At 41.7% G+C, this 26276-nt stretch carries 23 protein-coding genes; all 23 read left to right on the top strand.

The window, feature by feature from the left end; genetic code table 11:
* The first annotated feature begins 12 nt into the window (after window positions 1-12).
* The 23 genes from fliQ to EBQ12_RS01215 all read left to right on the top strand — a co-directional run bounded on the left by fliQ (window position 13) and on the right by EBQ12_RS01215 (window position 25954).
* Window positions 13-282, top strand: coding sequence for a flagellar biosynthesis protein FliQ (gene fliQ / locus EBQ12_RS01325; protein ID WP_003211206.1), 270 nt, complete (start codon window positions 13-15; stop codon window positions 280-282).
* A gap of 6 nt (window positions 283-288) precedes the next feature.
* A complete protein-coding gene (gene fliR, locus EBQ12_RS01320; RefSeq protein ID WP_007499578.1) occupies window positions 289-1068 on the top strand; it encodes a flagellar biosynthetic protein FliR in 780 nt (259 codons plus the stop codon).
* Complete coding sequence (gene flhB / locus EBQ12_RS01315; RefSeq protein ID WP_041090513.1) at window positions 1065-2153, top strand: flagellar biosynthesis protein FlhB; 1089 nt, start codon at window positions 1065-1067, stop codon at window positions 2151-2153. The genes fliR and flhB overlap by 4 nt, the downstream gene beginning before the upstream one ends.
* Before the next feature lie 29 nt (window positions 2154-2182).
* Window positions 2183-4216 (top strand): flagellar biosynthesis protein FlhA, encoded by a 2034-nt coding sequence (gene flhA, locus EBQ12_RS01310; protein ID WP_008344782.1) that lies wholly within the window; start codon window positions 2183-2185, stop codon window positions 4214-4216.
* Complete coding sequence (flhF, locus tag EBQ12_RS01305; RefSeq protein WP_125588875.1) at window positions 4216-5334, top strand: flagellar biosynthesis GTPase FlhF; 1119 nt, start codon at window positions 4216-4218, stop codon at window positions 5332-5334. The genes flhA and flhF overlap by 1 nt, the downstream gene beginning before the upstream one ends.
* Window positions 5331-6236, top strand: a complete 906-nt coding sequence (locus tag EBQ12_RS01300; protein WP_035392057.1) for a MinD/ParA family protein — start codon at window positions 5331-5333, stop codon at window positions 6234-6236. The genes flhF and EBQ12_RS01300 overlap by 4 nt, the downstream gene beginning before the upstream one ends.
* Window positions 6233-7315: a protein-glutamate methylesterase/protein-glutamine glutaminase gene (locus EBQ12_RS01295; RefSeq protein WP_008344775.1), complete on the top strand. Its 1083-nt coding sequence runs from the start codon at window positions 6233-6235 to the stop codon at window positions 7313-7315. Before EBQ12_RS01300 ends, EBQ12_RS01295 begins: the two co-directional genes overlap by 4 nt.
* A gap of 5 nt (window positions 7316-7320) precedes the next feature.
* Window positions 7321-9348: a chemotaxis protein CheA gene (locus tag EBQ12_RS01290; protein WP_125588873.1), complete on the top strand. Its 2028-nt coding sequence runs from the start codon at window positions 7321-7323 to the stop codon at window positions 9346-9348.
* Between the two features lie 24 nt (window positions 9349-9372).
* Complete coding sequence (locus EBQ12_RS01285; protein ID WP_008344771.1) at window positions 9373-9834, top strand: chemotaxis protein CheW; 462 nt, start codon at window positions 9373-9375, stop codon at window positions 9832-9834.
* A 12-nt stretch (window positions 9835-9846) separates the two neighbouring features.
* A complete protein-coding gene (locus EBQ12_RS01280) occupies window positions 9847-10473 on the top strand; it encodes a chemotaxis protein CheC (RefSeq protein ID WP_017367253.1) in 627 nt (208 codons plus the stop codon).
* Window positions 10473-10973: a chemotaxis protein CheD gene (locus EBQ12_RS01275; protein WP_007499566.1), complete on the top strand. Its 501-nt coding sequence runs from the start codon at window positions 10473-10475 to the stop codon at window positions 10971-10973. The genes EBQ12_RS01280 and EBQ12_RS01275 overlap by 1 nt, the downstream gene beginning before the upstream one ends.
* A 24-nt stretch (window positions 10974-10997) precedes the next feature.
* Entirely contained in the window at window positions 10998-11765 is a 768-nt protein-coding gene (locus EBQ12_RS01270) for a FliA/WhiG family RNA polymerase sigma factor (RefSeq protein ID WP_007499565.1), read from the top strand.
* A gap of 21 nt (window positions 11766-11786) precedes the next feature.
* Window positions 11787-12326 carry a hypothetical protein gene (locus EBQ12_RS01265; RefSeq protein ID WP_017367254.1) on the top strand — a complete coding sequence of 180 codons (540 nt, stop codon included), beginning with the start codon at window positions 11787-11789 and terminating at the stop codon, window positions 12324-12326.
* Between the two features lie 155 nt (window positions 12327-12481).
* The gene (gene rpsB, locus EBQ12_RS01260; RefSeq protein WP_007499561.1) at window positions 12482-13216 is read left to right on the top strand and encodes a 30S ribosomal protein S2; all 735 of its coding nucleotides are present in this window, start codon (window positions 12482-12484) and stop codon (window positions 13214-13216) included.
* A 91-nt stretch (window positions 13217-13307) separates the two neighbouring features.
* Entirely contained in the window at window positions 13308-14189 is an 882-nt protein-coding gene (gene tsf / locus EBQ12_RS01255; RefSeq protein ID WP_007499558.1) for a translation elongation factor Ts, read from the top strand.
* A gap of 134 nt (window positions 14190-14323) precedes the next feature.
* The gene (pyrH, locus tag EBQ12_RS01250; protein ID WP_008344767.1) at window positions 14324-15046 is read left to right on the top strand and encodes a UMP kinase; all 723 of its coding nucleotides are present in this window, start codon (window positions 14324-14326) and stop codon (window positions 15044-15046) included.
* Window position 15047: 1 nt separating this feature from the next.
* Window positions 15048-15605, top strand: a complete 558-nt coding sequence (gene frr / locus EBQ12_RS01245; protein WP_125588871.1) for a ribosome recycling factor — start codon at window positions 15048-15050, stop codon at window positions 15603-15605.
* Window positions 15606-15734: 129 nt separating this feature from the next.
* Window positions 15735-16517, top strand: coding sequence for an isoprenyl transferase (locus tag EBQ12_RS01240; protein WP_007499552.1), 783 nt, complete (start codon window positions 15735-15737; stop codon window positions 16515-16517).
* 12 nt (window positions 16518-16529) lie between these two features.
* The gene (locus EBQ12_RS01235; protein ID WP_007499550.1) at window positions 16530-17324 is read left to right on the top strand and encodes a phosphatidate cytidylyltransferase; all 795 of its coding nucleotides are present in this window, start codon (window positions 16530-16532) and stop codon (window positions 17322-17324) included.
* A 39-nt stretch (window positions 17325-17363) separates the two neighbouring features.
* Window positions 17364-18515 (top strand): 1-deoxy-D-xylulose-5-phosphate reductoisomerase, encoded by a 1152-nt coding sequence (dxr, locus tag EBQ12_RS01230; RefSeq protein ID WP_125588869.1) that lies wholly within the window; start codon window positions 17364-17366, stop codon window positions 18513-18515.
* Window positions 18516-18521: 6 nt separating this feature from the next.
* Window positions 18522-19787 (top strand): RIP metalloprotease RseP, encoded by a 1266-nt coding sequence (gene rseP, locus EBQ12_RS01225; protein ID WP_007499546.1) that lies wholly within the window; start codon window positions 18522-18524, stop codon window positions 19785-19787.
* Window positions 19788-19867: 80 nt separating this feature from the next.
* On the top strand, window positions 19868-21565 hold the full coding sequence (locus tag EBQ12_RS01220) for a proline--tRNA ligase (protein WP_024720366.1): 1698 nt from the start codon (window positions 19868-19870) through the stop codon (window positions 21563-21565).
* Between the two features lie 75 nt (window positions 21566-21640).
* On the top strand, window positions 21641-25954 hold the full coding sequence (locus tag EBQ12_RS01215; protein ID WP_017367257.1) for a PolC-type DNA polymerase III: 4314 nt from the start codon (window positions 21641-21643) through the stop codon (window positions 25952-25954).
* Window positions 25955-26276: the final 322 nt, after the last annotated feature.

Genomic DNA, 26276 nt, shown 5'->3' with positions numbered 1-26276 from the left:
GGTGCTTAAAACATGAGTTCAGAATTTGTCATTACGATGGCTGAAAGATCAGTGTATGTTGTTTTACTTGTCAGCGGGCCGCTTCTTGCGCTCGCACTAATCGTGGGACTAATTGTCAGTGTGTTTCAGGCGACAACCCAAATCCAAGAACAGACGCTTGCGTTCATTCCAAAAATTGTTGCAGTGCTCATTGGACTTGTTGTGTTTGGTCCGTGGATGCTTTCAACAATTGTGTCATTTACAACAGAGCTGTTCTCGAATTTAGATCGATTTGCAGGTTAATCAGAGATGTCAATCATAGAATTATTTCCTGCCTTTCTTCTCGTTTTCATTCGGATCACCGCTTTTTTTGTGACAGTGCCGCTATTAGCGCATCGAACGATACCAGCAGTTCACAGAGTTGGTTTTTCACTGTTTTTGGCTGTCATTAGTTTTAGCACCATTAAAGAACCGCCAGCACTCGATATCGACGGTCTTTACATGATGCTTGCCGTGAAAGAAGCAATGGTCGGACTTCTTCTTGGACTGATTGCATATATCATGGTGTCCGCAGTTCAAATTGCCGGCTCATTCATCGATTTTCAAATGGGCTTTGCGATCGCCAATATTATTGATCCACAAACAGGGGCGCAAACGCCGCTGATGGGGCAGTTTTTTTATACGGTGACCTTGCTGCTGATGCTGGCAACAAATGCACATCATTTGCTGCTTGATGGAATCTATTACAGTTTTCAATATATTCAAGTTGATCAGTATGCACTGAACTTCGGTAGTGAATCCTTTGCTTACTTTATTGCAAAGAGCTTCAACCAAATGTTCATCATAGCCTTTCAAATCTCAGCACCTGTTGTGGCTAGTTTGTTTTTAGTCGATTTGGCATTAGGAATTGTGGCACGTACAGTTCCGCAAATGAACGTATTTGTCGTTGGACTTCCCATTAAAATGGGCGTGAGTTTTATTATGATCATCATTTGTATGGGTGTCATCTTCGGGGTCGTCCAAAATACATTTGAAACGATTGTGCTCACCATGAGGAACTTCTTAGCATTGGTCGGTGGTTCGTCATGACGACAAGACTTAGACTCGACTTGCAATTTTTCGCAGGTGAAAAAACAGAAAAAGCAACACCGAAAAAGAGACGGGATTCACGTAAAAAAGGGCAGGTTGCCAAAAGTACCGACGTCAATACAGCCATCTCATTTCTACTAATCTTTTTATCATTCTTTTTTATTGGGCCTTTTATGAAAGAGCGTATTATTGCGCTCATTGAACGTTTTTATTCAACAACGATGCTAATGAAGGTTAGCACATCTAATATTCACCAGTTATTCTTGGAATTGCTTCAAGAGACAGGTCTCCTCCTCATGCCAATTCTTGGTGTTGGGATGCTTGCAGGGATCATCAGTAACTATTTACAAGTTGGATTTCTCTTTTCAACTGAAGTGATCAAGCCCAAATTAGAAAAGCTTGATCCAATCAAAGGGTTTAAACGAATATACAGTATTCGAGCACTCGTTGAGCTATTAAAATCCATTTTGAAAATTGGTTTTGTTGGTTTTGCGACATTTATCGCTCTATGGATGCACTTTGACGAAATCTTGCGGCTCCCTCTACTCACTGCAGAGGAAACCCTTCATTTCGTGGCTAATATGACCTTGATTATGGGGCTATATGCAGCAGGTGCTCTTCTGATCTTAGCCGGGCTTGACTACATGTATCAGAAATTTGATTATGAAAAAAACTTACGGATGTCTAAACAAGACATCAAAGATGAGTATAAAAAATCAGAGGGTGACCCGCTCATAAAATCAAAAATTAAACAGCGGCAAAGGGAAATGGCCATGAGACGGATGATGCAGGAAGTCCCAAAAGCGGACGTCATCATTACAAACCCGACCCACTACGCAATTGCCCTGAAATATGACGAAGAAAAGATGGACGCACCCTATGTTGTGGCAAAGGGAACGGATATTTTGGCTTTGAAAATTAGAACAATTGCGAAAGAACATGATGTCATGACTGTAGAGAACCGGCCACTCGCCCGCGCCCTCTATGATCAAGTGGATATCAACCAAGCGGTGCCGGAAGAGTATTTTAAGGCGATCGCAGAAATTTTGGCTTACGTATATAAAACGAAACAAAAGATTTTATGAATTTTTGGTTTTAAAAGGAGAGAACAGGCATGTCAGCAAGAGATTTATCTGTTTTATTCAGTGTTATTTTAATCGTGGCGATGCTGGTCATACCGTTTCCGCCCATCCTATTAAGTATTTTAATCATTATTAATATTTCTCTTGCGCTTATCGTGCTTCTCACCACAATGAACATGCAAGAACCACTGCAATTTTCCATTTTTCCGTCTTTGCTTTTGCTCTTAACACTGTTTCGTTTAGGGCTTAACATCTCTACAACCCGTTCTATTTTATCAACTGGAGATGCTGGTAAGGTTGTAGAAACGTTTGGATCATTTGTTGTTGGGGGCAATATACTCGTTGGTCTGGTTGTCTTCCTTATTCTGATCATCATTCAGTTTATTGTCATCACCAAAGGGGCGGAGCGTGTATCAGAGGTTGCGGCCAGATTTACACTCGACGCGATGCCAGGTAAACAGATGAGTATTGACGCAGATTTGAATGCAGGAATGCTGACAGAAAGTGAAGCTAGAAACCGCCGTGAAAAAGTAGCAAGAGAAGCAGACTTTTATGGTGCGATGGATGGTGCAAGTAAGTTCGTTAAAGGGGATGCCATCGCAGGTATTATCATCGTTATTATCAATATTATTTTTGGCATCATTATTGGGATGATTCAGCAAGGAATGTCGATTCAAGAATCAGCTTCCCACTTTACTCTTTTAACAGTAGGGGACGGAATTGTGTCGCAAATCCCTGCACTTCTCATCTCAACAGCGACAGGGATTGTTGTCACGAGAGCGGCTTCTAACGGAAACCTTGGTTCAGACATTACGGGTCAGCTCTTTGCCTTCCCTGCCATGCTTTACGTCACAGCAGGTACGATCTTCCTGCTTGGATTGTTTACGCCAATTGGCGTACTTTTGACAGGGCCGATCGCAGGTTTACTTGCACTCGGTGCGTACATGATGTCGAAAAACAAACAGGATCAAGAAGAGATTGAAGAAGTACTGGAAGAACAGGCAGAGGTAGAAGAGATGAAAAGTCCAGAAAGCGTCATTCATCTCCTGCAAATGGATGCCATTGAATTTGAATTTGGCTACGGGTTGATCCCGCTTGCAGATGCCAATCAAGGCGGAGACCTGCTAGACCGAATTGTCATGATCAGAAGGCAGCTTGCTCTTGAACTAGGTCTTGTTATTCCAGTTGTCCGTATTCGAGACAACATTGCGCTGAACCCGAACGAATACAGGCTCAAAATAAAAGGGAACGAAGTGGCAAAAGGAGAGCTGCTGCTCGATCATTACTTAGCGATGTCTCCAACGCCTGATGATGATCCGATTGAAGGAATTGAAACAATCGAACCATCCTTTGGCCTGCCGGCAAAATGGATATCAGAAGCAGAAAAAGATCAGGCTGAAATGCTTGGGTATACAGTGGTCGATCCAGCATCTGTTGTGTCTACCCACATCACAGAGAAGATTAGACAAAACACCCATGAACTGCTTGGACGCCAAGAAACGAAGCAATTAATCGATCATCTGAAAGAAAGTTATCCAGTTCTAGTAGATGAGGTAACACCGAATCCACTAGCGGTCGGGGATATCCAAAAAGTACTTGCAAAGCTTCTGAAAGAAAAGGTCTCCATTCGAAACCTTGTGACCATTTTTGAGACCCTTGCAGACTACGGAAAATTAACGACTGATACAGACTTGCTAACAGAGTATGTTAGACAGGCACTTGCAAGACAGATTACTGCACAGTATGCAAGAGAAAATGAATCACTGAAAGTCGTGACATGCTCAGGCCGAGTCGAAAAGGTGATTGCAGACAGCGTGCAGCAAACAGAGCATGGGAACTACTTATCGTTAGATCCAGAATCCTCTGAAAGTGTGATTCAATCAGTGGCGAGAGAAATTGAACAGCTTTCGCTTCGTCAGGAAACGCCGGTTCTATTATGCTCACCTCCTATAAGAATGTACGTCAAACAGTTGTTAGAAAGATATTTCCCAGATTTACCGGTACTATCTTATAACGAACTAGAAGCAAATGTGGAAGTACAGAGCATCGGAGTGGTGGATATCTAATGAAAATGAAAAAAATCACAGCGAATTCTATGCAGGAGGCAACGATCCAAATCAGGCAGCAGCTTGGGAAGGATGCCGTCATATTAAATTCGAAAACCGTTGTCAAACGAAAGCTGTTCGGTTTAAAGAAACAGCAAATGGTCGAAGTGATTGCAGTGCTGGATCAAGATTTTGAAGAAAGAGCTGGCAAAGGATTACAACCAGCAGCTGCGCCTATCCCGGTGTTACCGAAAAAGGAGCAGACTCAACACCTTACACAAGAGCAGCCGGCTGCTGCTCAAGCAGTCAAAGCAGCGCCTTCTCATTCTCAGCCTATAGAATATGCAAGAAACGAACGCCATGCCGGGATCTTGCCGGATTCTCTCATGAAAATGGATCAAAAGCTAAAAGATCAAGGTCTTGATGATGAGATTCGAGATGAATGCTTAAAGGGTCTTTTAACAAAGGGTGCTGTGAAAGAAGAGCAGATTGAAAAAGAACTTGAAAAACTACTCACAGGGATGCTGCCGGCTCACACTTCTGATGAGCCGATGATTCGTTCGAAATACATTGTGCTGTTTGGTTCAACTGGTGCTGGTAAAACGACAACGATTGCAAAGCTTGCTGCGAAAACGGCTATTCAGCAGCAAAAGAAAATTGCTTTTATCACAACAGATACGTACCGGATTGCCGCGATTGAACAACTAAAAACATATGCTGAACTGCTGAATGCACCTCTTGAAGTTTGTTATTCAAGAGAGGACTTTGTGAAAGCACAGCAGACCTTTAAAGACTATGATCATATTTTCATCGATACAGCAGGCCGTAACTTTAAAGAAGAGGCGTACATCAAAGAGCTGACAGATATCATTCCATTTGATGAAAGCATTCAAAGTTTTCTCGTCATGAGTGCGACATCGAAATATCAAGATATGAAAGCCATGGTCAAACGTTTTGAACACGTTCCAATCGATCAATTTATTTTTACAAAAGTTGATGAAACAGACACGATGGGAACGATCTTTCAAATCATTGCAGAATCTCAAATCGGGCTCGGGTTTTTAACAAATGGCCAAAATGTGCCTGAGGATATTCTTGAGAGTTCCCCCCTTGATTTGACAAGGATGGTCTTACAATGATGAAGCCTGACCAAGCCGAAGGTTTAAGAAAGCTTGTTCAGCAGAACCAACTGATTGTACCGAACTCTCTTCGTGCGAATGGACAAGCGAAAACCATTGCTGTCATGAGCGGTAAAGGCGGAGTAGGTAAATCGAATTTGACGCTGAATATGGCACTGTCTATCGCAAGTACGGGCAAGCAAGTGCTCATCATCGACCTCGACTTTGGCATGGGGAATATTGATATTTTACTAGGGAAAACATCGACCAGCTCTATATTAGACGTGCTTGTTAGAAAAAAATCCTTCCAAGCGGCTATGACAAAAGGAACGGACAATCTGTATTACATTTCTGGCGGAAGCGGGCTTGAACAGCTGTTTTCTTTAGACAAAGATCAATGGTCGTTCTTTTTAGAAGAGATGGAGAAAATATTGAATGACTTTGATTGTATATTCTTTGATATGGGTGCAGGCTTGTCAAAAGATCAACTCCCATTTGTTTTATCGGCAGGAGAAGTGGTCGTTGTGACAACGCCAGAACCAACATCCATCATGGATGCCTACAGCGCAATTAAGCACTTAGCCATTCATCAGTTTGAACAGTCTGTTCAAATCATTGTCAACCGGTGTAAAACCCCTTCGGAAGGATCTGAAACGTACCGGAAATTAGCAGGAGTGGTGACGTCATTTCTACACCGAAAGCTTGTATTTGCTGGTGCGGTACCTGATGATCCTGCTGTTCCTAAAGCGGTCACTGAACAAATGCCATTTTATATGAAGCAGCCTCATTCAAGGCTAAGTAAAACCATTAAAATGCTGGCTGAAACACTTTATCATCAGCAGATAAGAGAGGCACAGAGAGAGCAGCATACGTTTATAGATAAGTTGTCCTCTTTTTTTAAAAGGAGGAAGGTGGACTCATGATTAGAGTGCTTGTAGTAGATGACTCGGCTTTTATGAGAAAACTCATCAGTGATTTCCTAAGTGCCGAGCAAGAAATTGAAGTCGTCGGAACGGCGCGAAATGGAGAAGATGCCTTAAAACGGATTAAGGAATTGAATCCAGATGTTGTCACACTTGATGTGGAAATGCCTGTTCTAAATGGAACAGAAGCATTAAAACAAATTCTGGCTGAACACGACCTTGCTGTGATTATGGTGTCAAGCCAGACGAAGCAAGGGAAGGAATTAACCATCCATTGCTTAGAACTCGGTGCTTTTGACTTTGTGACAAAGCCTTCAGGAAGTATTTCGCTCGATTTACACAAAGTAAGAGGTCAAATTGTAGAGCGGGTACTTGCGGCAGGCCTGTCGAGAAAACGTACTGAGAAACAAGTTTCTCCTAAGCCGTTCATGAAGCCGCCAAGTCCAATTCCAGCGGCCGCTCCCCGCCTGCAAGAAGTAAGAAGCGGCTCATCACTCCGAAAGATTATTTCAATCGGAACTTCTACGGGAGGGCCTAGGGCGCTTCAACGAGTCGTCACGAAGCTGCCAAAAGACATAGAGGCGCCGATTTTGATTGTGCAGCATATGCCGGCAGGATTTACGGCATCGCTGGCTACTAGATTAGATCATTTATCACAAATTACAATCAAAGAAGCTCAAGATGGAGACATCGCTAAAAATGGAGTGGCTTACATAGCTCCTGGTGGATTGAATATGTCACTTCATGAACAAGGGGCAGCTTTAGTGATCAGGCTGTCCCCAGAAGACACTGACAGCCGTCACAAACCTTCTGTTAACTATTTATTTGAATCCATCAGCAACATAAAAGGTTACGAGAAAATCGCTGTCATTATGACAGGAATGGGTAGTGACGGCACAGAAGGTGTCAAAAAAATGGTCGCAAGTGGTCATACAAAAGTCATTGCAGAAAAAGAAGAATCATGTGTTGTTTTCGGAATGCCTAAATCAGTCATTAAAGCAGGCCTTGCACATGAAACAAGGCATGTGGATGACATCGCACATGCAATTATAAGCTCCATGAAAAAAGAGAGGGCGTGAACACGTTGGATGTAAACCAATACTTAGATATCTTTTTAGATGAAAGCAGAGAACACTTACAAACTTGTAATGAAAAACTTCTTGAATTAGAAAAGAACCCAACAGACTTGCAGCTAGTGAATGATATATTCAGAGCCGCTCATACACTGAAAGGCATGAGTGCAACGATGGGCTATGATGATATGGCTCAATTAACACATCATTTAGAAAACATGTTTGATGCCATCAGAAACGAACAAATGATTGTCACTCCTGAATCAATGGATACGATGTTTGAAGCACTCGATCACCTTGAAGCAATGGTTCAATCGATTGCAGAGGGCGGGGATGGAAAACGTGATGTCACGGAGATTAGTAAAAAACTAGATGTGACAGGAAGCCATGCAGAAACAGCATCTGCCGTTGAGACAGCTGAAGCATCATCAGCTGCAAGCGACCTAGATTATAACGAATTTGAACGAACAGTTCTTGATGAAGCAAGAGAACAAGGCTTTAAATGTTATGAGCTGACCGTGACATTAAGTGACGCATGCTTATTAAAAGCCGTTCGTGTCTATATGATTTTTGAAAGACTGAACGAAGCAGGAGAAGTTGTCAAAACGGTTCCGAATGCAGAACTTTTAGAATCAGAAGATTTTGAATCTGAATTCAGCATTTCTTACTTATCGAAACAGCCGATGGAAGAAGTGAAAAAAATCGTGACAGCGATCTCAGAGGTTGAACAAGTGGAGATTTCTGAAGTCTCTGCCTTTGAAGAAGCGGCTCCGGCTGAAACAAAAGCAGAGAAACCTGAGCAGAAAAATGAAGAAGCCGCAGCGCCTGCTGCTAAAACGCCAGCAAACGATGCGCCAAAAGCAAATGGCAATAACGGTGCAGCTGCCGGCGGAACGAAAACGATCCGTGTCAACATTGATCGTCTAGATTCACTTATGAACCTGTTTGAAGAGCTTGTCATAGATAGAGGACGTTTAGAACAGATTGCCAAAGAACTTGAAAACAACGAACTCACGGATACAGTGGAAAGAATGTCCCGTATTTCTGGCGACCTGCAATCGATCATCTTGAACATGAGAATGGTGCCTGTAGAAACGGTGTTTAACAGATTCCCTCGTATGATTCGTCAATTGACGAAAGAGCTCAATAAGAAAATTGAACTGATCATTGAAGGTGCTGAGACAGAGCTTGATCGAACAGTGATCGATGAAATTGGCGATCCGCTCTTACACTTACTTAGAAACAGTCTCGATCACGGGATTGAATCACCAGAAGAACGTGTGAAAAAAGGCAAACCAGAAAAAGGAACTGTTCTTTTAAAAGCATATCATAGCGGAAACCATGTCTTCATTGAAGTAGAAGATGATGGCGGCGGGATTAACCGTAAAAAGGTCCTTGAAAAAGCATTAGAGCGCGGAGTTATTACGGAAAGAGAAGCGGAAACACTTGAAGATCACCAAATTGATTCATTGATCTTTGCAGCAGGGTTCTCTACAGCTGATACGATTTCTGATATCTCGGGCCGAGGTGTAGGTCTTGACGTTGTGAAAAACAAGCTGGAATCATTAGGTGGTTCTGTGAGTATTAACTCAACAGAAGGTCAAGGCTCACTTTTCTCAATTCAGCTTCCACTCACATTATCGATCATTTCCGTACTTCTTGTGAAACTAGAGGAAGAAACATTTGCTATTCCGATTTCTTCTATTATAGAAACGGCTGTCATTAAGAAGAGTGACATCCTTCAAACGCATGATCGTGAAGTCATTGATTTCCGCGGATTTATCGTACCGGTTGTGTACTTGAAGAAACAGTTCAACGTACCAAATGCGAATGATTTAGAAGAAGAACTGCACATTATTGTTGTCCGTAAAGGAGACAAGCTAACAGCATTTGTGGTCGATTCGTTTATCGGTCAGCAAGAGGTCGTATTAAAATCACTTGGAGATTACCTACCAAACGTATTTGCGATATCAGGCGCAACAATCTTAGGTGACGGTCAGGTTGCACTCATCGTTGACTGTAATGCACTGATCAAGTAAAAAACAATAGAGGAGCGGTCTGAAATGAGTACAGATATCAAAACTGGCGAAAAGATGATTGTGTTTATCGTAAACAAAAAAGAATACGCCATTTCAGTATCAGAAGTAAAGTCCATTGAAAAATGGCAGCAGCCGACAAGAGTTCCTGGCGTTGCCCCTTATATATGCGGTGTCATTAATCTACGCGGTGTCGTGACACCTGTCATTGACCTTAGAGTGAGACTTGGATCAACTGACAACGAGATTACAGACGAAACAAGAATGATTATTGTACAAGTTGGTGACATTGAAGTCGGCTGGATTGTTGATGAAGCAAATGATGTCATTACTGTCCATCAGGAAGAGGTAGAATCTTCTACTGATTCAGCTGAAAAAGAAGGACTGTCATGGGTGACAGGAATTATTAAGCATGATCAGCGTCTATTCAATATCATTCATGCTGGTGCGGTCCTCGACAAGAGCGTGCAAGATGCACCTGTTCATTAAGGGGGATGTGAAATGAGCATTTTCAATGAAATTAAAGATGAACAGCTAGATATATTAAGTGAGGTTGGGAATATCGGAGCAGGCCATGCAGCGTCTGCTCTTGCCAGCCTATTGAATCGCAAAATTGATATGGCTGTTCCTTTTGTCAAAGTTCTCTCGTTTGAAGATTTAATGGATTTCTTTGGTGGAGCAGACCTTCCAGTTGCCAGTATCTTTTTGCGAATGGAGGGTGATCTTACCGGTTCAATCTTTTTCATTATGCCGTTTGAACAAGCTGAACAATTTGTAAGGGAGCTTGTTCAGGACCCAGCATTTGATATTGATACGATTCATGAACACATGCTAGGAACATCAGCGCTTCATGAGCTAGGAAATATTTTAGCAGGTTCTTATTTATCAGCACTTGCCGATTTAACAAAACTGCAGCTTCACCCAAGTGTTCCAGATGTCACGCTCGATATGTTCGGGGCTGTCATTAGTGAAGGGTTAATGCAGTTTAGTCCTCTCGGCGATCAGGCAATTGTGATTGATACATCGATTTTTGATGATCAAAATAAGCAAGAGCTGAAAGGAAATATGTTTCTATTACCAGACTTTGAATCGTTTGAAAAACTGTTCAAAGCATTAGGTAACCTATAATGAACGTGCAGATTCCGGCAGTTGTAAAGGTTGGTATAGCGGATGTTCAGCTTGTGAAAACACCGGACCGTATTCGGACATCCGGTCTTGGTTCTTGCGTAGGACTTGTCCTTTTTGACCAAGAAAAAAAACTGGCAGGACTTGTCCATGTCATGCTTCCAGACTCCTCTCTTTCAAAAGGAGCGGTAGAGAACTTGGCTAAGTATGCAGATACAGGTGTCAAGCATACAATTGATCTGCTCTTAAAAGAAGGAGCACGCAAACATGCGCTAAAAGCGAAGCTTGCTGGCGGCGCAGAAATGTTTAAATTTAAGTCAACCAATGATCTGATGAGAATTGGACCTAGAAATGTATCAGCTGTGAAAGAACATCTGTCTCTTCATCATATCCCGATCATTAGTGAGGACACGGGCGGGAACAATGGACGCACGATTGAATTCGATCCGCTTACAACAGAACTTGAGATCCGCACTGTGAAACAAGGCATTATGAAGATATAACTAAGGAAGTATAGGGGGAGAAAGATGCAATCCTTAAATTACGAAGATCAGGCGCTATGGGCTAGATGGAAAGAGTGGAAGGACCCAGCTGCTGGAGATGATCTTATGCGCCGCTATATGCCGCTCGTCACATATCATGTTGGAAGAATTTCCATCGGTCTCCCGAAGTCAGTGCACAAAGAAGACTTGATCAGTCTAGGGATGCTCGGTTTATATGATGCCCTTGAAAAATTTGACCCCGGAAGAGATCTGAAGTTTGATACATATGCATCCTTCAGAATTCGTGGGGCCATCATCGACGGTCTTCGTAAAGAGGACTGGCTGCCTCGTACATCAAGAGAAAAAACAAAAAAAGTAGAAGCGGCAATTGAAAAGCTTGAACAGCGATATTTGCGAAATGTGACACCAACAGAGGTTGCTGAAGAACTCGGCATGAGTGAACAAGATGTGGTCACAACGATGAATGAAGGGTTCTTTGCGAATTTGCTCTCGATTGATGAGAAGCTGCATGATCAAGAAGACGGAGAAAACGTTCAAGTCATGATTCGTGACGAAAAGACTGTGACACCTGAAGAAAAAATGCTGAAAGATGAATTAATTGAACAGCTTGCCGAAAAAATGACAGAGCTTTCGGAAAAAGAAAAGCTTGTGATTAGTCTTTTCTATAAAGAGGAATTGACGTTAACGGAAATCGGTCAAGTGCTTAATTTATCGACCTCTCGCATTTCGCAAATTCATTCAAAGGCATTGTTCAAGCTTAAGCATCTGCTTGATAAAGCCATTCAATCTTAAAGAGTTAGTGAGTGAAAAAATATGCTATGGCTGATTAGCTTTATGCTTCATGCTGCACTTATTTATTTTGTGATCATTTTATACACGAGAATGAATTCGCTGAAGGCAACAGAACAAAAGCAGCGAGAGCTTTTAGAAGAAACGGAAAATACCCTGGCTGCATTTTTGATGGAAGTCAAAGAAGAGAATGAAAAACTATCAAAAGCTGCAGCTACTTCCCCTGATTTTTCTGCTGAAGAGCTGAAATCGGATCTTCAGACACCAAAGCAACCACAACCACCAATTGAATCCCAGCAATCGGTAGAAAGTGAAGATCCAGTTCCAGAGCACCTGTCGGCTCTCCTTAGCGAAGTTGAGGTGCAGGAAGAGAAGGTAAACGAACCCGTTTCAAGTCTTGAAACAGAAGCTTCTGTGCCTTCTGAAAGTGAAATAGAAGAAACATTTGAGGATCAAGTAAAGGCCTTATATGATCAAGGGCTATCATTAGAAGAAATAGCGAAAGAATTAAAAACGGGCAAGACAGAAATCGAGCTTTTATTAAAATTTAGCGGAAAGCTGTAAAGGATTCTTGATTGTCAGTCCATCATGTGTTATATTATTTCTTGGTGTTAAATACACACGCTTAATGATTCGTATGAAGGTGCTGCCGTGGCGCAGTTTTATGTGAACATGACTTAAGCGGAGGAAAAAAAACCATTATATTAGGAGGCAACAACATGTCAGTTATTTCTATGAAACAATTGCTAGAAGCTGGTGTTCACTTCGGTCACCAAACACGCCGTTGGAACCCAAAAATGAAGCGTTACATCTTTACAGAGCGTAACGGTATCTACATCATCGATCTTCAAAAAACGGTGAAAAAAGTAGAGGAAGCTTACAACTTCACGAAAAACCTTGCTGCTGACGGAGGAAAAATTCTTTTCGTTGGTACGAAAAAGCAAGCACAAGATTCAGTGAAAGAAGAAGCAATCCGTTCTGGTATGTTCTATGTAAACCAACGCTGGCTTGGTGGAACGTTAACAAACTTTGAAACAATCCAAAAACGTATCAAACGTTTAAAAGATATTGAAAAAATGCAAGAAAACGGTACGTTCGAAGTTCTTCCTAAGAAAGAAGTCGTTCAACTGAAAAAAGAATTAGAACGTCTTGAAAAATTCCTAGGCGGAATCAAAGACATGAAGGGTCTTCCAGATGCACTTTTCATTATCGACCCTCGTAAAGAGCGTATTGCAGTTGCAGAAGCTCGTAAATTGAATATCCCAATTATCGGTATCGTTGACACAAACTGTGATCCAGACGAAATTGATGTTGTGATCCCTGCAAACGATGATGCAATCCGTGCTGTAAAACTTCTAACTGCTAAAATGGCAGATGCGATTCTTGAGTCTAAACAAGGCGAAGAAGAAGCTGTTGTAGAAGAAACGACAGAAACTGAAACAACAACTGCGTAACCTATTCAAAAGGTGATAAGAGGGAACTGCCTTTTATCACCTTTTTTTCACCTAGTAATCCGTGTTTTAACATAGAAGGAGGAAATGTAAAATGGCAATTACTGCTCAATTAGTAAAAGAACTGCGTCAAAAAACTGGTGCAGGTATGATGGACTGTAAAAAAGCGTTAACAGAAACTGATGGTGACATCGATAAAGCAATCGATCTTCTAAGAGAAAAAGGGATCGCAAAAGCTGCGAAAAAAGCAGACCGTATTGCGGCAGAAGGATTAACTCTTATTAAAACTGACGGCAACACTGGCGTTATCCTAGAAGTGAACTCTGAGACTGATTTCGTTGCGAAAAACGAAGGATTCCAAAATCTTCTTAACGAACTTGCTGATCATTTACTTGCTGCGAAACCTGCAACAATTGAAGAAGCACATGCTTCTAAAATGGAAAATGGTTCAACAGTTGAAGAACATATTACTTCTGCAATTGCGAAAATCGGAGAAAAAATTACGCTGCGCCGTTTCTCAGTCATCACAAAAGAAGATAACGCTGCATTCGGTTCTTACTTACACATGGGCGGACGCATCGGTGTATTAGCGGTTCTTAACGGAACAACTGATGAAGAGCTTGCGAGAGACATCGCAATGCACGTTGCTGCTGTAAACCCTAAATACATTTCTCGTGACCAAGTGTCTGAAGAAGAAGCAAACCGTGAGCGTGAAGTATTAACACAACAAGCGCTTCAAGAAGGAAAGCCTGAAAATATCGTTGCTAAAATGGTAGAAGGCCGTCTAAACAAATTCTTCGAAGAAATTTGCTTACTTGACCAAGCATTCGTTAAAAACCCAGATGAAAAAGTGAAACAAGTTGTAGGTGCGAAAAACGCAACTGTTCAAACTTATGTTCGCTATGAAGTGGGCGAAGGTATCGAAAAGCGTCAAGACAACTTTGCTGAAGAAGTTATGAGCCAAGTGAAAAAATAATGTTTGAAAAGCTCTCTGGGGCTTTTTTAGGGAGCACAAGCACTGTGTTCCCTATTTTTTAGAGGATATTGATTTACAAAAGACGATTTCTTACGCATAATAAGAGACGGTATAGTTTACACTTGGAGGTTATCATGAGCAAACCGAAATATAATCGCATTGTACTGAAGCTAAGTGGAGAAGCACTAGCTGGTGATGCTGGAAATGGAATTAACCCAACTGTCATTCAATCAATTGCAAAGCAAGTAAAAGAAATTGCAGAGCTTGATGTTGAAGTTGCAGTCGTTGTAGGCGGAGGAAACCTTTGGCGTGGTAAGACAGGCAGTGACTTAGGAATGGACCGGGCAACAGCAGACTATATGGGGATGCTTGCAACAGTGATGAATTCATTGGCATTACAAGACAGCCTAGAAACGCTTGGCATTCAGTCTAGAGTACAAACCTCTATTGAAATGAGACAGGTTGCAGAGCCATACATAAGAAGAAAAGCGATCCGTCACCTTGAGAAGAAACGTGTCGTGATTTTTGCTGCAGGTACTGGTAACCCTTATTTCTCTACTGATACAACAGCAGCACTTCGTGCAGCTGAAATTGAAGCAGATGTCATTTTAATGGCGAAAAACAATGTAGACGGTGTCTACAGTGCTGATCCTCGTACAGATGCGGATGCAGTAAAATATGATAAGCTTTCATATCTTGATGTACTAAAAGAAGGGCTTGCTGTAATGGATTCTACTGCGTCCTCATTATGTATGGACAATGACATTCCATTAATTGTCTTCTCTATTATGGAAGAAGGTAATATTAAACGTGCCGTCAATGGCGAATCAATCGGAACGATCGTGAGGGGGAAATAACGTGTCAAAAGAAGTGTTGAACCAAACAAAAGAAAAAATGGAAAAAGCCGTTCAAGCATACGGACGTGAACTAGCAACTGTCCGTGCGGGCAGAGCTAATGCTTCCCTTTTAGACAAAGTAACAGTGGATTACTATGGTGCGCAAACACCACTAAACCAAATTGCGTCAATTACAGTGCCAGAAGCACGTATGCTGATTATCACACCTTACGATAAAACAGCGATCGGTGATATCGAAAAGGCGATCCAAAAGTCTGATCTTGGTATCACACCAACAAGTGACGGAAACGTGATCCGTATTGCGATCCCAGCACTAACAGAAGAAAGACGTAAAGAACTTGTAAAAGTTGTGAAAAAATACTCAGAAGAAGCAAAAGTAGCTGTTCGTAACGTTCGTCGTGATGCAAACGATGAATTGAAAAAGCTAGAGAAAAATGGGGAGATCACTGAAGATGAATTAAGATCATCTACAGAGGATGTTCAAAAATTGACAGATGAATATGTCGCTAAAATTGATGAAGTGACAAAAGATAAAGAAAAAGAAATCATGGAAGTTTAAGAAAAAACTATGTACAATAGATAATAGTGAAAAGACCCTCTTCATGTTTACAGGGGGTTTTTTTGTTAATACTGTTGAGGACTATATTATTAGCGGGAACGCAACCTTTTTGGGTGATGGAGGAATCTCATGCTCAATATACTCAAAAATTGGAAGAATCAGCAAACAGCAGCTTCCAACTTAGAAAGCCTGACAAAAGAAGACATATTAAATGGAGAAATTCCTGAACATATCGCCATTATCATGGATGGGAATGGAAGATGGGCGAAGAAACGTGCGCTTCCACGGGTAGCAGGACATCATGAAGGAATGAAAGTTGTCAAGCGCATGACCAAGCTTGCAAATGAGCTGAATGTCAAAGTGCTGACTTTGTATGCTTTCTCTACAGAAAATTGGAAACGTCCAAAACTAGAAGTAGACTTTTTAATGAAGCTTCCTGAAGAGTTTCTAAACATCTATCTGCCTGAACTCATCGAGGAAAATGTCCGTGTACGTTTAACAGGTGATCCAGACGGCCTCCCGCAGCATACGAAAAAAGCGGTAGAGAACGCAGTGAAGAGTACGGCGAATAATGACGGACTCATTTTAAATTTTGCGCTCAATTATGGAGGACGGACAGAAATTATTTCTGCATGCAGACAAATTTCTGAAAAAGTCAAAGAAGGCAAGCTTCGAGCAGAAGACATCACAGAAGAGATGTTTTCAGCTTATTTAATGACAGAATCTCTTCAAGATCCGGATTTGCTTATTCGTACGAGTGGAGAAATTAGATTAAGCAACTTTATGCTTTGGCAAATTGCATACAGCGAGTTTGTCTTTACGGATGTGCTTTGGCCTGACTTTTCTGATGAGCATCTCATAGGCGCTATCGGAGAGTACCAGCGCCGCGGCCGGAGGTTCGGTGGAATTTAGAGGGTGGTGCAGATGAAACAAAGAATTTTGACGGGTGTTCTGGCAGCTGCAGTGTTTTTACTTGCAGTGATTTATGGACAAATGCCATTTACCCTGCTGATTTATTTAATGGGAAGTGTCGCTCTCTTTGAGCTTCTTAGAATGAAAAAGATTTCGATTTTCAGCTTTCCTGGCATTGTCAGCTTAATATTGCTTTGGCTTTTAATGGGCGGAGAAAATAGCTTCTTCCCGAACGTAGACGCATCAAAAATGCAGATTGCTTTATTTGCAGTCTTAATCCTTTTAACTTATACAGTTCTGAGTAAAAACTCTTTCACATTCGATGAGGTTGCTTTTGTTATATTAGCCACATTATATATTGGCGTTAGTTTCTATTATTTTATTCAAATTAGAGGCTTGTATGGCATGAGTGCGATCTTCTTCGCAGCGGTGATTATTTGGTCCACTGACTCAGGTGCCTATTTTATTGGGAAATCTATGGGGAAACGAAAGCTTTGGCCAGAGATCAGCCCAAACAAAACAGTAGAAGGATTTATCGGCGGAATCGTCACAGCGGTCGTGCTGTCACTTGTGTTCCAGGCGGTTACAGGATTTTTGCCATCATATCTGCTTGTTATGTTTATTACTCTTTTGCTCAGTATTTTTGGACAGCTTGGCGACCTTGTGGAATCTGCTTTAAAGCGTCATTACCATGTGAAGGATTCAGGGACAATACTCCCAGGTCATGGCGGAATTTTGGACAGGTTTGACAGCTTTTTATTCGTTCTGCCGTTTTTATATTTATTGCTGGCCACGTTTGCTAGCTAACCTCATAGAAACTAATTGAACGAGAGAAGGAGTGGCAATTTGAAATATATTTCGCTATTAGGCGCAACAGGATCAATTGGAGAACAAACATTAGATGTGATCAGGCAGCATCCAGACAAATTCAAGTTGAAAGCGATGACGTTTGGCAGAAATATAGACAAGGCCATCCCTATCATTGAACAATTTCAGCCTGAATTCGTTGGATGTGTAGACGAAGAGACCTATCGCACGTTAAAAGGTCATTCATTTCAATACGATGTTAAAATGGCTGCGGGTGATGAAGCGAACATCGAAGCAGCGACCTATGATGCAGTGAATGTTGTGGTCAATGCACTGGTAGGAAGTGTCGGACTTGTGCCGACATTAAAAGCCATTGAACAAAAAAAGACGATCGCACTTGCAAATAAGGAAACACTTGTGACAGCTGGTCATATAGTAAAAGAGTACGCCAAAAAGTATGACGTGCCTTTACTTCCTGTCGATAGTGAACACTCCGCTATTTTTCAATCCCTGCAAGGTGAACAAGCTAAAAACATTGAACGCTTAATCGTCACAGCTTCAGGCGGCAGTTTCCGAGATAAAAAACGCACGGAGCTTGAAGGTGTAACGGTTGAAGAAGCGCTGAATCATCCGAACTGGTCCATGGGCGCAAAAATCACGATCGATTCAGCGACCATGATGAATAAGGGGCTTGAGGTGATTGAGGCGCACTGGCTGTTTGATATCCCATACGATCAAATTGATGTGCTGTTACATAAAGAGAGCATCATCCATTCCATGGTGGAATTCCATGACAAAAGTGTCATGGCTCAGTTAGGTACACCTGACATGAGGGTTCCGATTCAATACGCGCTCACTTATCCTGATAGAGCGCCATTAAAAGAAGCGAAATCATTAAACCTTTGGGAGATTGGACAATTAAATTTCCAAAAAGCGGATTTTGACAGGTATCGCTGCTTACATTTTGCTTATGAATCAGGTAAAATAGGAGGGACAATGCCTACTGTGCTTAATGCAGCCAATGAAATAGCTGTTGATGCATTTCTAAAAGGCAAAGTAACGTTCCTGCAAATTGAAGAATTGATTGAAAAGGCACTGAACAGACATCATGTGATTTCAACGCCTAGTTTGCAAGATATCCATGAAGTGGACAAAGATACACGAGACTTTGTTCAATCAATCCTCGCATAAGGTGGTATGTTCGTGAATACAGTGATTGCGTTTATTATTATTTTTGGAACGCTCGTTTTTTTCCACGAGCTTGGCCATTTAATTATGGCGCAGCGCGCAGGCATTTTATGCCGCGAGTTCGCAATTGGTTTTGGACCGAAGATTTTTTCCTTTAAACGAAAAGAAACCGTCTATACCATCAGACTTCTGCCAATCGGCGGATTTGTTAAAATGGCTGGAGAAGACCCTGAAGTCATTGAAATTAAACCGGGTCATACAGTGGGTCTCTTATTCAATGAGCAAAATGAAGTAGAAAAAATCATTTTAAATGATAAAGAGAAATATCCTGATGCACTTGTCATTGAAGTTGAACAAATTGATTTAGATCATGCGATGAGAATTTCAGGATATGAGGCTGGAAATGAAGACATTCTCACTGGCTACAATGTAAGCCAAACAAGCTTCTATATTGCAGATGGTGAAGAAATTCAAATTGCGCCATACAACCGTCAGTTTGGTTCAAAAACAGTATGGCAGCGTATTAAAGCCATTGCAGCTGGACCGATTATGAACTTTATCCTGGCATATGTGATTCTAGTGGCTTTAGGATTTATTCAAGGTGTAACCGTGGATGATCCTGTACTTGGTAAGCTGACAAAAGACGGCCGGGCAGCGCAAGCTGGGCTTATGCAGGGAGATCATATCGTTTCAATTAACGGGGATAAAATGAATTCTTGGACAGATGTTGTTCAAACGGTTCAAAAGAACCCAGATAAAAAAATGAATGTCGTCATTGACCGAGATGGCAAAGAAAGCACCATTCAAGTTGTACCGGAAGCTGTGAAGGCCGAAGGAAAAACCATTGGCCGTTTTGGCTCTTATCCGCCAACGGAAAATGGCTTTCTCAAAGTCATTTCATCCTCAGGCACTACAGTGATATCTACAGCAGGTCTCATCTTAACGAACTTGCAAAAGATTGTTACAGGACAATTTTCATTAGATATGCTTGCAGGTCCTGTTGGAATATATGACATGACAGGAGAAGTAGCGAAACAAGGTGTGTTAACATTAATGCAGTTTGCTGCGTTTCTTAGTATCAACTTAGGGATCGTGAATTTATTACCGATTCCTGCATTAGACGGAGGAAGATTACTTTTCCTATTCGTTGAAGCCATTCGCGGCAAACCAATTAATCGTGAGAAAGAGGCACTTGTTGTCTTCATTGGTGTTGCGTTCCTCATGCTATTAATGCTAGTAGTGACATGGAATGACATCCAGCGATTATTTTTATAAAAACCAATGTCTCTTGTTTCTCATTCTGGGAAACAAGAGTTTTTGTGAGAAGTCCTATTTCTTAAATGAGGTGTAACGACATGAGACAATCCCTGACTTTCATTCCAACTCTTCGAGAGGTGCCAGCAGATGCTGAGGCAAAAAGTCATCAGCTATTAGTAAGAGCTGGATTTATTAGACAAAACACGAGCGGTATCTATCATTACCTGCCGTTAGCACATAAAGTGATTCAGCACATTCAAGCCATTGTTCGCAAGGAAATGGAAAAGGCGGGAGCAGCTGAGCTGTTAATGCCAGTGCTGCAGCAAGCAGAAATGTGGCAAGAGTCAGGAAGATGGTATACATACGGTCCAGAACTCATGCGTATGAAAGATCGCCATGGCCGCGAGTTTGCACTTGGCCCAACACACGAAGAAGTGATCACATCACTCGTACGCAGTGAAGTAAAATCGTATAAAAAGCTTCCTTTGACACTATATCAAATCCAATCTAAATTCCGTGATGAACAAAGACCTCGCTTTGGGTTATTGCGCGGACGTGAATTTATTATGAAGGACGCCTATTCATTCCACTCTTCACCAGAGAGCCTTGATGACACATACAACAAAATGTTTACAGCTTACTCGAATGTCTTTTCAAAAGTAGGTCTTAACTTTAGACCAGTCATTGCCGATTCTGGGGCAATGGGAGGAAAAGATACACATGAGTTTATGGCACTGTCAGAAGTAGGAGAAGATACAATCGCATACTCTGACACATCTTCCTACGCTGCGAACATTGAAATGGCTGAGGCTGTGTATCACGGAGAAGAAGCAAACCCTGCGGACTTCAAAGAACTCGAGAAAGTACACACGCCGCAGGTGAAGACGATACAAGATGTTGCGTCATTCTTAGAAGTGGCTCCTTCTACATGTATCAAATCTGTCTTGTTTAAAGCGGACGATGCGTATGTACTTGTCCTGACAAGAGGCGATCATGAAGTAAATGATGTGAAAGTGAAAAACTTAGTTGGAGCACAGCTTGTAGAGCTTGCTTCACGTGAGGAAGTACTAGACGTGATCGGAACAGAACCAGGATTTGTTGGACCAGTGAAGCTTGAAGCGGAAGTAACGATTTATGCAGACCACGCTGTCAAAGGAATGACAAATGCAGTTGCAGGTGCAAATGAATCGGATTATCACTATGTCAATGTCAATCCTGCTCGTGATCTATCAGTGAAGGAATATACAGATCTTCGCTTGATTCAAGAAGGAGACGTTTCTCCAGATGGTGAAGGCACAATCCAGTTCGCAAAAGGAATTGAAGTAGGACAAGTCTTTAAGCTAGGCACACGTTATTCAGAGGCAATGGATGCAACATACCTTGATGAAAATGGACGTGCGCAGCCAATGATCATGGGCTGCTATGGCATCGGAATTTCTAGAACCCTTTCTGCGATTGTTGAACAGCATCATGATGACAAGGGAATTATTTGGCCAGAAACAGTTGCGCCATATGATCTTCATCTACTCGCATTAAATATGAAAAACGATGCACAAAAGGAACTGGCTGAAACGCTGTATGAGCGTTTACAGGAAGAGGGCTATGAAGTCCTTTTCGATGACCGCCAAGAGCGTGCAGGCGTCAAATTTGCCGACAGTGACTTAATTGGACTGCCAATTCGCATTAGCTGCGGGAAACGTTCAGAAGAAGGAATTGTCGAAGTGAAATTCAGAAAATCAGGTGAATCACACGAAGTATCTGTTGATGAACTGATTTCATTTATACGCCAAGCATAAAAAACGAACAAAAAAATGAAGGTACCTCCTGCAAAAAAGAGGTACCTTTCTGATTTGCAAAAGGAGGGTCCTGTCTTGGATGAACAATTACCGATTACCCGGCGGCAATTTCATATATTACTCAATCAGATTCAAATGACAGATGATGACCTCAGTCGTTACTTTGAAGAAGGTGAGATCGTCAAATTGACGGTGCATAAGGCGGCAAAAACATGGCATTTCCATTTTAAATTTAAGGCGCTTTTGCCTTACCAAGTATATGCAATGTTTTTAAGCAGGCTGACAAATGCATTTTCTCATATCGCACAAGTCACTTGTACGATTGAAGTCAATGATCCGCACATATCTGAAGAGCTCGTTCAATCGTATTGGTCCCATTGTGTGGAAGAGCTTCAAGGAATTTCTCCCCCAATCATCAGCTTGCTTCAACAGCAAAAACCAGCGCTGTCTGGACATAAGATCATCATCAAAACAAAAAGCGAAACTGAGGCTCTGGCCATCAAGAAGAAATATAGCCCAATGCTTCAGGCTGCATTTAAACAAGTTGGTTTTCCAGAACTTCAATTTGATACAGAAATTTTTGTATCAGATCAAGAGATTCAGAAGTTCAGAGAACAAAAACTTGCTGAAGATCAAGAAAGAGCCATGCAAGCCCTTGTTGAGATGGAGAAGAAGGAAAGTGAGGATCAAGAGGAAGCTCCTTCTGGCCCTCTGATGATTGGCTATCAAATCAAAGACAATGAAGAAATACGTACGCTTGATAGTATTATGGACGAAGAAAGACGAATCACCGTCCAAGGGTACGTGTTTGATGCAGAAACGCGCGAACTAAAAAGCGGCAGAACCCTTTGTATCTTTAAAATTACCGATTATACGAATAGTATTTTGATCAAAATGTTTGCGAGAGAAAAAGAAGATGCTCAGCTCATGAAATCCTTGAAAAAAGGGATGTGGGTCAAAGCAAGAGGAAGCATTCAAAACGATACGTTTGTGAGAGATCTTGTCATGATCGCAAATGACGTCAATGAAATGAAACCTCAGCTGAAAGAAGATACTGCACCTGAGGGAGAAAAGCGTGTTGAGCTTCATTTGCATTCGCCAATGAGCCAGATGGATGCTGTCACTGGCATCGGTAAACTTGTTGAACAAGCAAAAAAATGGGGGCATGAGGCCATTGCCCTGACAGATCACGCCGTTGTACAATCCTTTCCAGATGCGTATGCAGCAAGTAAAAAGCATGGCATCAAAATGATGTACGGGGTGGAAATCAATTTAGTCGACGACGGGGTACCGATTGCGTATAATCCAGAGCACCGCTTGTTAGAAGATGCGACGTTTGTCGTATTTGATGTTGAGACAACAGGACTCTCTGCTGTGTATGATACGATCATTGAGCTTGCAGCCGTGAAAATCAAAGGCGGGGAAATCATTGACCGCTTTGAGGCATTTGCAAACCCTCATCATCCGTTATCAGCAACAACCATTGAACTAACCGGTATCACGGATGACATGGTGAGAGATGCACCAGATGTGGTCGATGTTGTTCGGGATTTCAAAGAGTGGATTGGACAAGATATCCTTGTTGCTCACAATGCAAGCTTTGATATGGGCTTTTTAAATGCAGCATATAAGCGACTGTTAAAAACAGATAAAGCGTCAAACCCTGTCATTGATACACTAGAACTCGGCCGATTCCTTTATCCTGAATTTAAAAATCACCGGCTGAACACGCTGTGTAAAAAGTTTGATATTGAACTCACGCAGCATCACCGGGCGATTTATGATGCAGAAGCAACTGGTTACCTCATGCTGAAGATGCTAAAAGATGCGGCTGAAAAAGAGATTGCTTACCACGATCAATTGAATGAAAACATGGGGCAGTCCAATGCGTATCAGCGCTCACGTCCTTACCATGCAACCGTGATTGCACAAAATGAGACGGGTCTAAAGAATTTATTTAAGCTTGTTTCACTTTCCCATATTCATTATTTCTACCGCGTGCCGCGTATCCCGCGCTCACAGCTTGAGAAATATCGAGAAGGTTTAATTGTTGGGTCTGCTTGTGATAAGGGTGAAGTGTTTGAAGGGATGATGCAGAAGTCACCTGATGAGGTAGAAGACATTGCCGCATTTTACGACTATTTAGAAGTTCATCCGCCAGAAGTGTATCAGCATTTACTCCAGCTGGAGCTTGTTCGGGATGAACGTGCATTAAAAGAGATCATCACAAACATTGTGAAACTTGGTGAAAAACTGAATAAACCAGTCGTGGCGACTGGAAATGTGCACTACCTGCATCCAGAAGACAAAATTTATCGCAAAATCTTAATTTCATCACAAGGCGGGGCGAATCCACTCAATCGTCATGAACTGCCAAAAGTTCATTTTAGAACAACTGATGAAATGCTAGAAGCCTTCTCTTTTCTTGGAGACGAGAAGGCGAAAGAGATTGTCGTGACGAATACGCAAAAAGTATCTGAGATGGTTGAAAGTATTAAACCAATCAAAGACGATCTTTATACACCAAAAATCGAAGGTGCAGATGAAGAAATTCGGGAAATGAGCTATAACATGGCTCGCAGCATCTACGGTGACGATTTACCGAAAATTGTAGAAGACCGGATCGAGAAAGAATTAAAGAGTATTATTGGTCACGGTTTCGCTGTTATTTATTTAATTTCTCATAAGCTTGTTAAGAAATCACTTGATGATGGATATCTAGTTGGTTCAAGGGGATCAGTTGGTTCATCTCTCGTTGCGACATTAACAGAGATTACAGAAGTGAACCCGCTTGCGCCGCACTATGTATGTCCAAGTTGCAAGCACTCTGAGTTCTTTAATGATGGATCGGTTGGCTCAGGATTTGACCTTCCTGATAAAGACTGTCCTGAATGCGGGACGCCGTATAAAAAAGACGGACACGATATTCCGTTTGAAACGTTCTTAGGTTTTAAAGGAGATAAAGTGCCCGATATCGACTTGAACTTCTCAGGAGAATATCAGCCGATTGCCCATAACTATACGAAAGAGCTGTTTGGTGAAGAGTATGTATACCGCGCAGGTACAATCGGTACCGTTGCAGAAAAAACGGCATATGGTTATGTGAAAGGCTACGCAGGAGATCATAACCTTCATATGAGAGGTGCTGAAATTGACCGGCTCGTACAGGGCTGTACGGGGGTCAAACGGACAACGGGCCAACATCCAGGCGGTATTATCGTAGTGCCGGATTATATGGACATTTACGATTTCTCACCAATTCAATATCCAGCAGATGCGACAGGTTCTGATTGGAAAACGACGCATTTTGATTTCCATTCAATCCATGATAACTTGCTGAAACTAGATATTCTTGGACACGATGATCCAACGGTCATTCGGATGCTTCAGGACTTGAGCGGAATTGACCCAAAAACGATTCCGACAGATGATCCTGAGGTCATGAAAATCTTCCAAGGAACGGAACCTCTCGGTGTCACAGAAGAACAAATTGGATGTAAAACGGGAACACTTGGGATCCCAGAGTTTGGCACAAGGTTTGTTCGTCAGATGCTTGAAGATACAAAACCGACCACCTTCTCGGAGCTTGTTCAGATCTCTGGTCTATCTCACGGTACAGATGTATGGCTCGGCAACGCCCAAGAGCTGATTCATAATAAAACGTGTGAACTAAGCGAAGTGATTGGATGTCGTGATGATATTATGGTCTATCTGATTTATCAAGGGTTAGAGCCGTCACTTGCCTTTAAAATTATGGAATCTGTTCGTAAAGGGAAGGGACTTCCTCCTGAATGGGAAGAAGAAATGAAGAATAATAACGTACCGAACTGGTACATTGATTCTTGTAAAAAGATTAAATACATGTTCCCTAAAGCCCATGCGGCTGCTTATGTATTAATGGCTGTTCGGATTGCTTATTTCAAGGTGCACCATGCACTTCTGTACTATGCGGCTTATTTTACCGTTCGTGCTGATGATTTTGATATCGAAACGATGACAAAAGGATCGAATGCGATTCGAGCGGTCATGGACGATATTAACTCAAAAGGTCTTGATGCATCACCGAAAGAGAAGAACCTATTAACTGTACTAGAGCTTGCACTTGAAATGTGTGAAAGAGGCTATCACTTTAAAAAAGTAGACCTATACCGATCAAGTGCCACTGAGTTTATCATTGATGGAGACGGGCTAATCCCGCCATTCAACTCCATCCCTGGACTCGGAACAAACGTTGCGTTAAATATTGTACGCGCACGCCAAGATGGCGAATTCCTTTCAAAAGAAGATTTACAAAAACGAGGAAAAGTGTCTAAGACCATCCTTGAGTATTTGGATCGTCAAGGCTGCTTAGAAGCACTTCCTGATCAAAACCAGCTTTCTTTGTTCTAATGTGAAAAATGAAGAGCGTCCTTAAAGGGCGTTCTTTTTATATTTACAATAAAATTATTATGTAAACTAAAATATTTTAACTGGAATTATTTTCTTGTTGATTCATATATCTTGATTTAACGTCGTGTTTTGAGAGAAGAGATTGTATGTCATTCTTTCTACCCAAATAGAGCAAAAAAGAGAATTTAGCCGTCTGAAATGTTCTCATACGACATATGATCATTTTGGGTACAGTCACATGAAGAATCAGGAGAAAACCTTCGGTGAGCGTCAAGCTGATGGCTGTTTACTATGCACATTTTTGAAACACGCTTGATTCTTT

Source organism: Bacillus sp. 2B09 (assembly GCF_003946835.1).
GTDB classification, from domain to species: domain Bacteria; phylum Bacillota; class Bacilli; order Bacillales; family Bacillaceae; genus Bacillus; species Bacillus altitudinis.
Note: the sequence above shows the minus strand (reverse complement) of the source record. Positions and strands in the feature narration are given on the sequence as shown.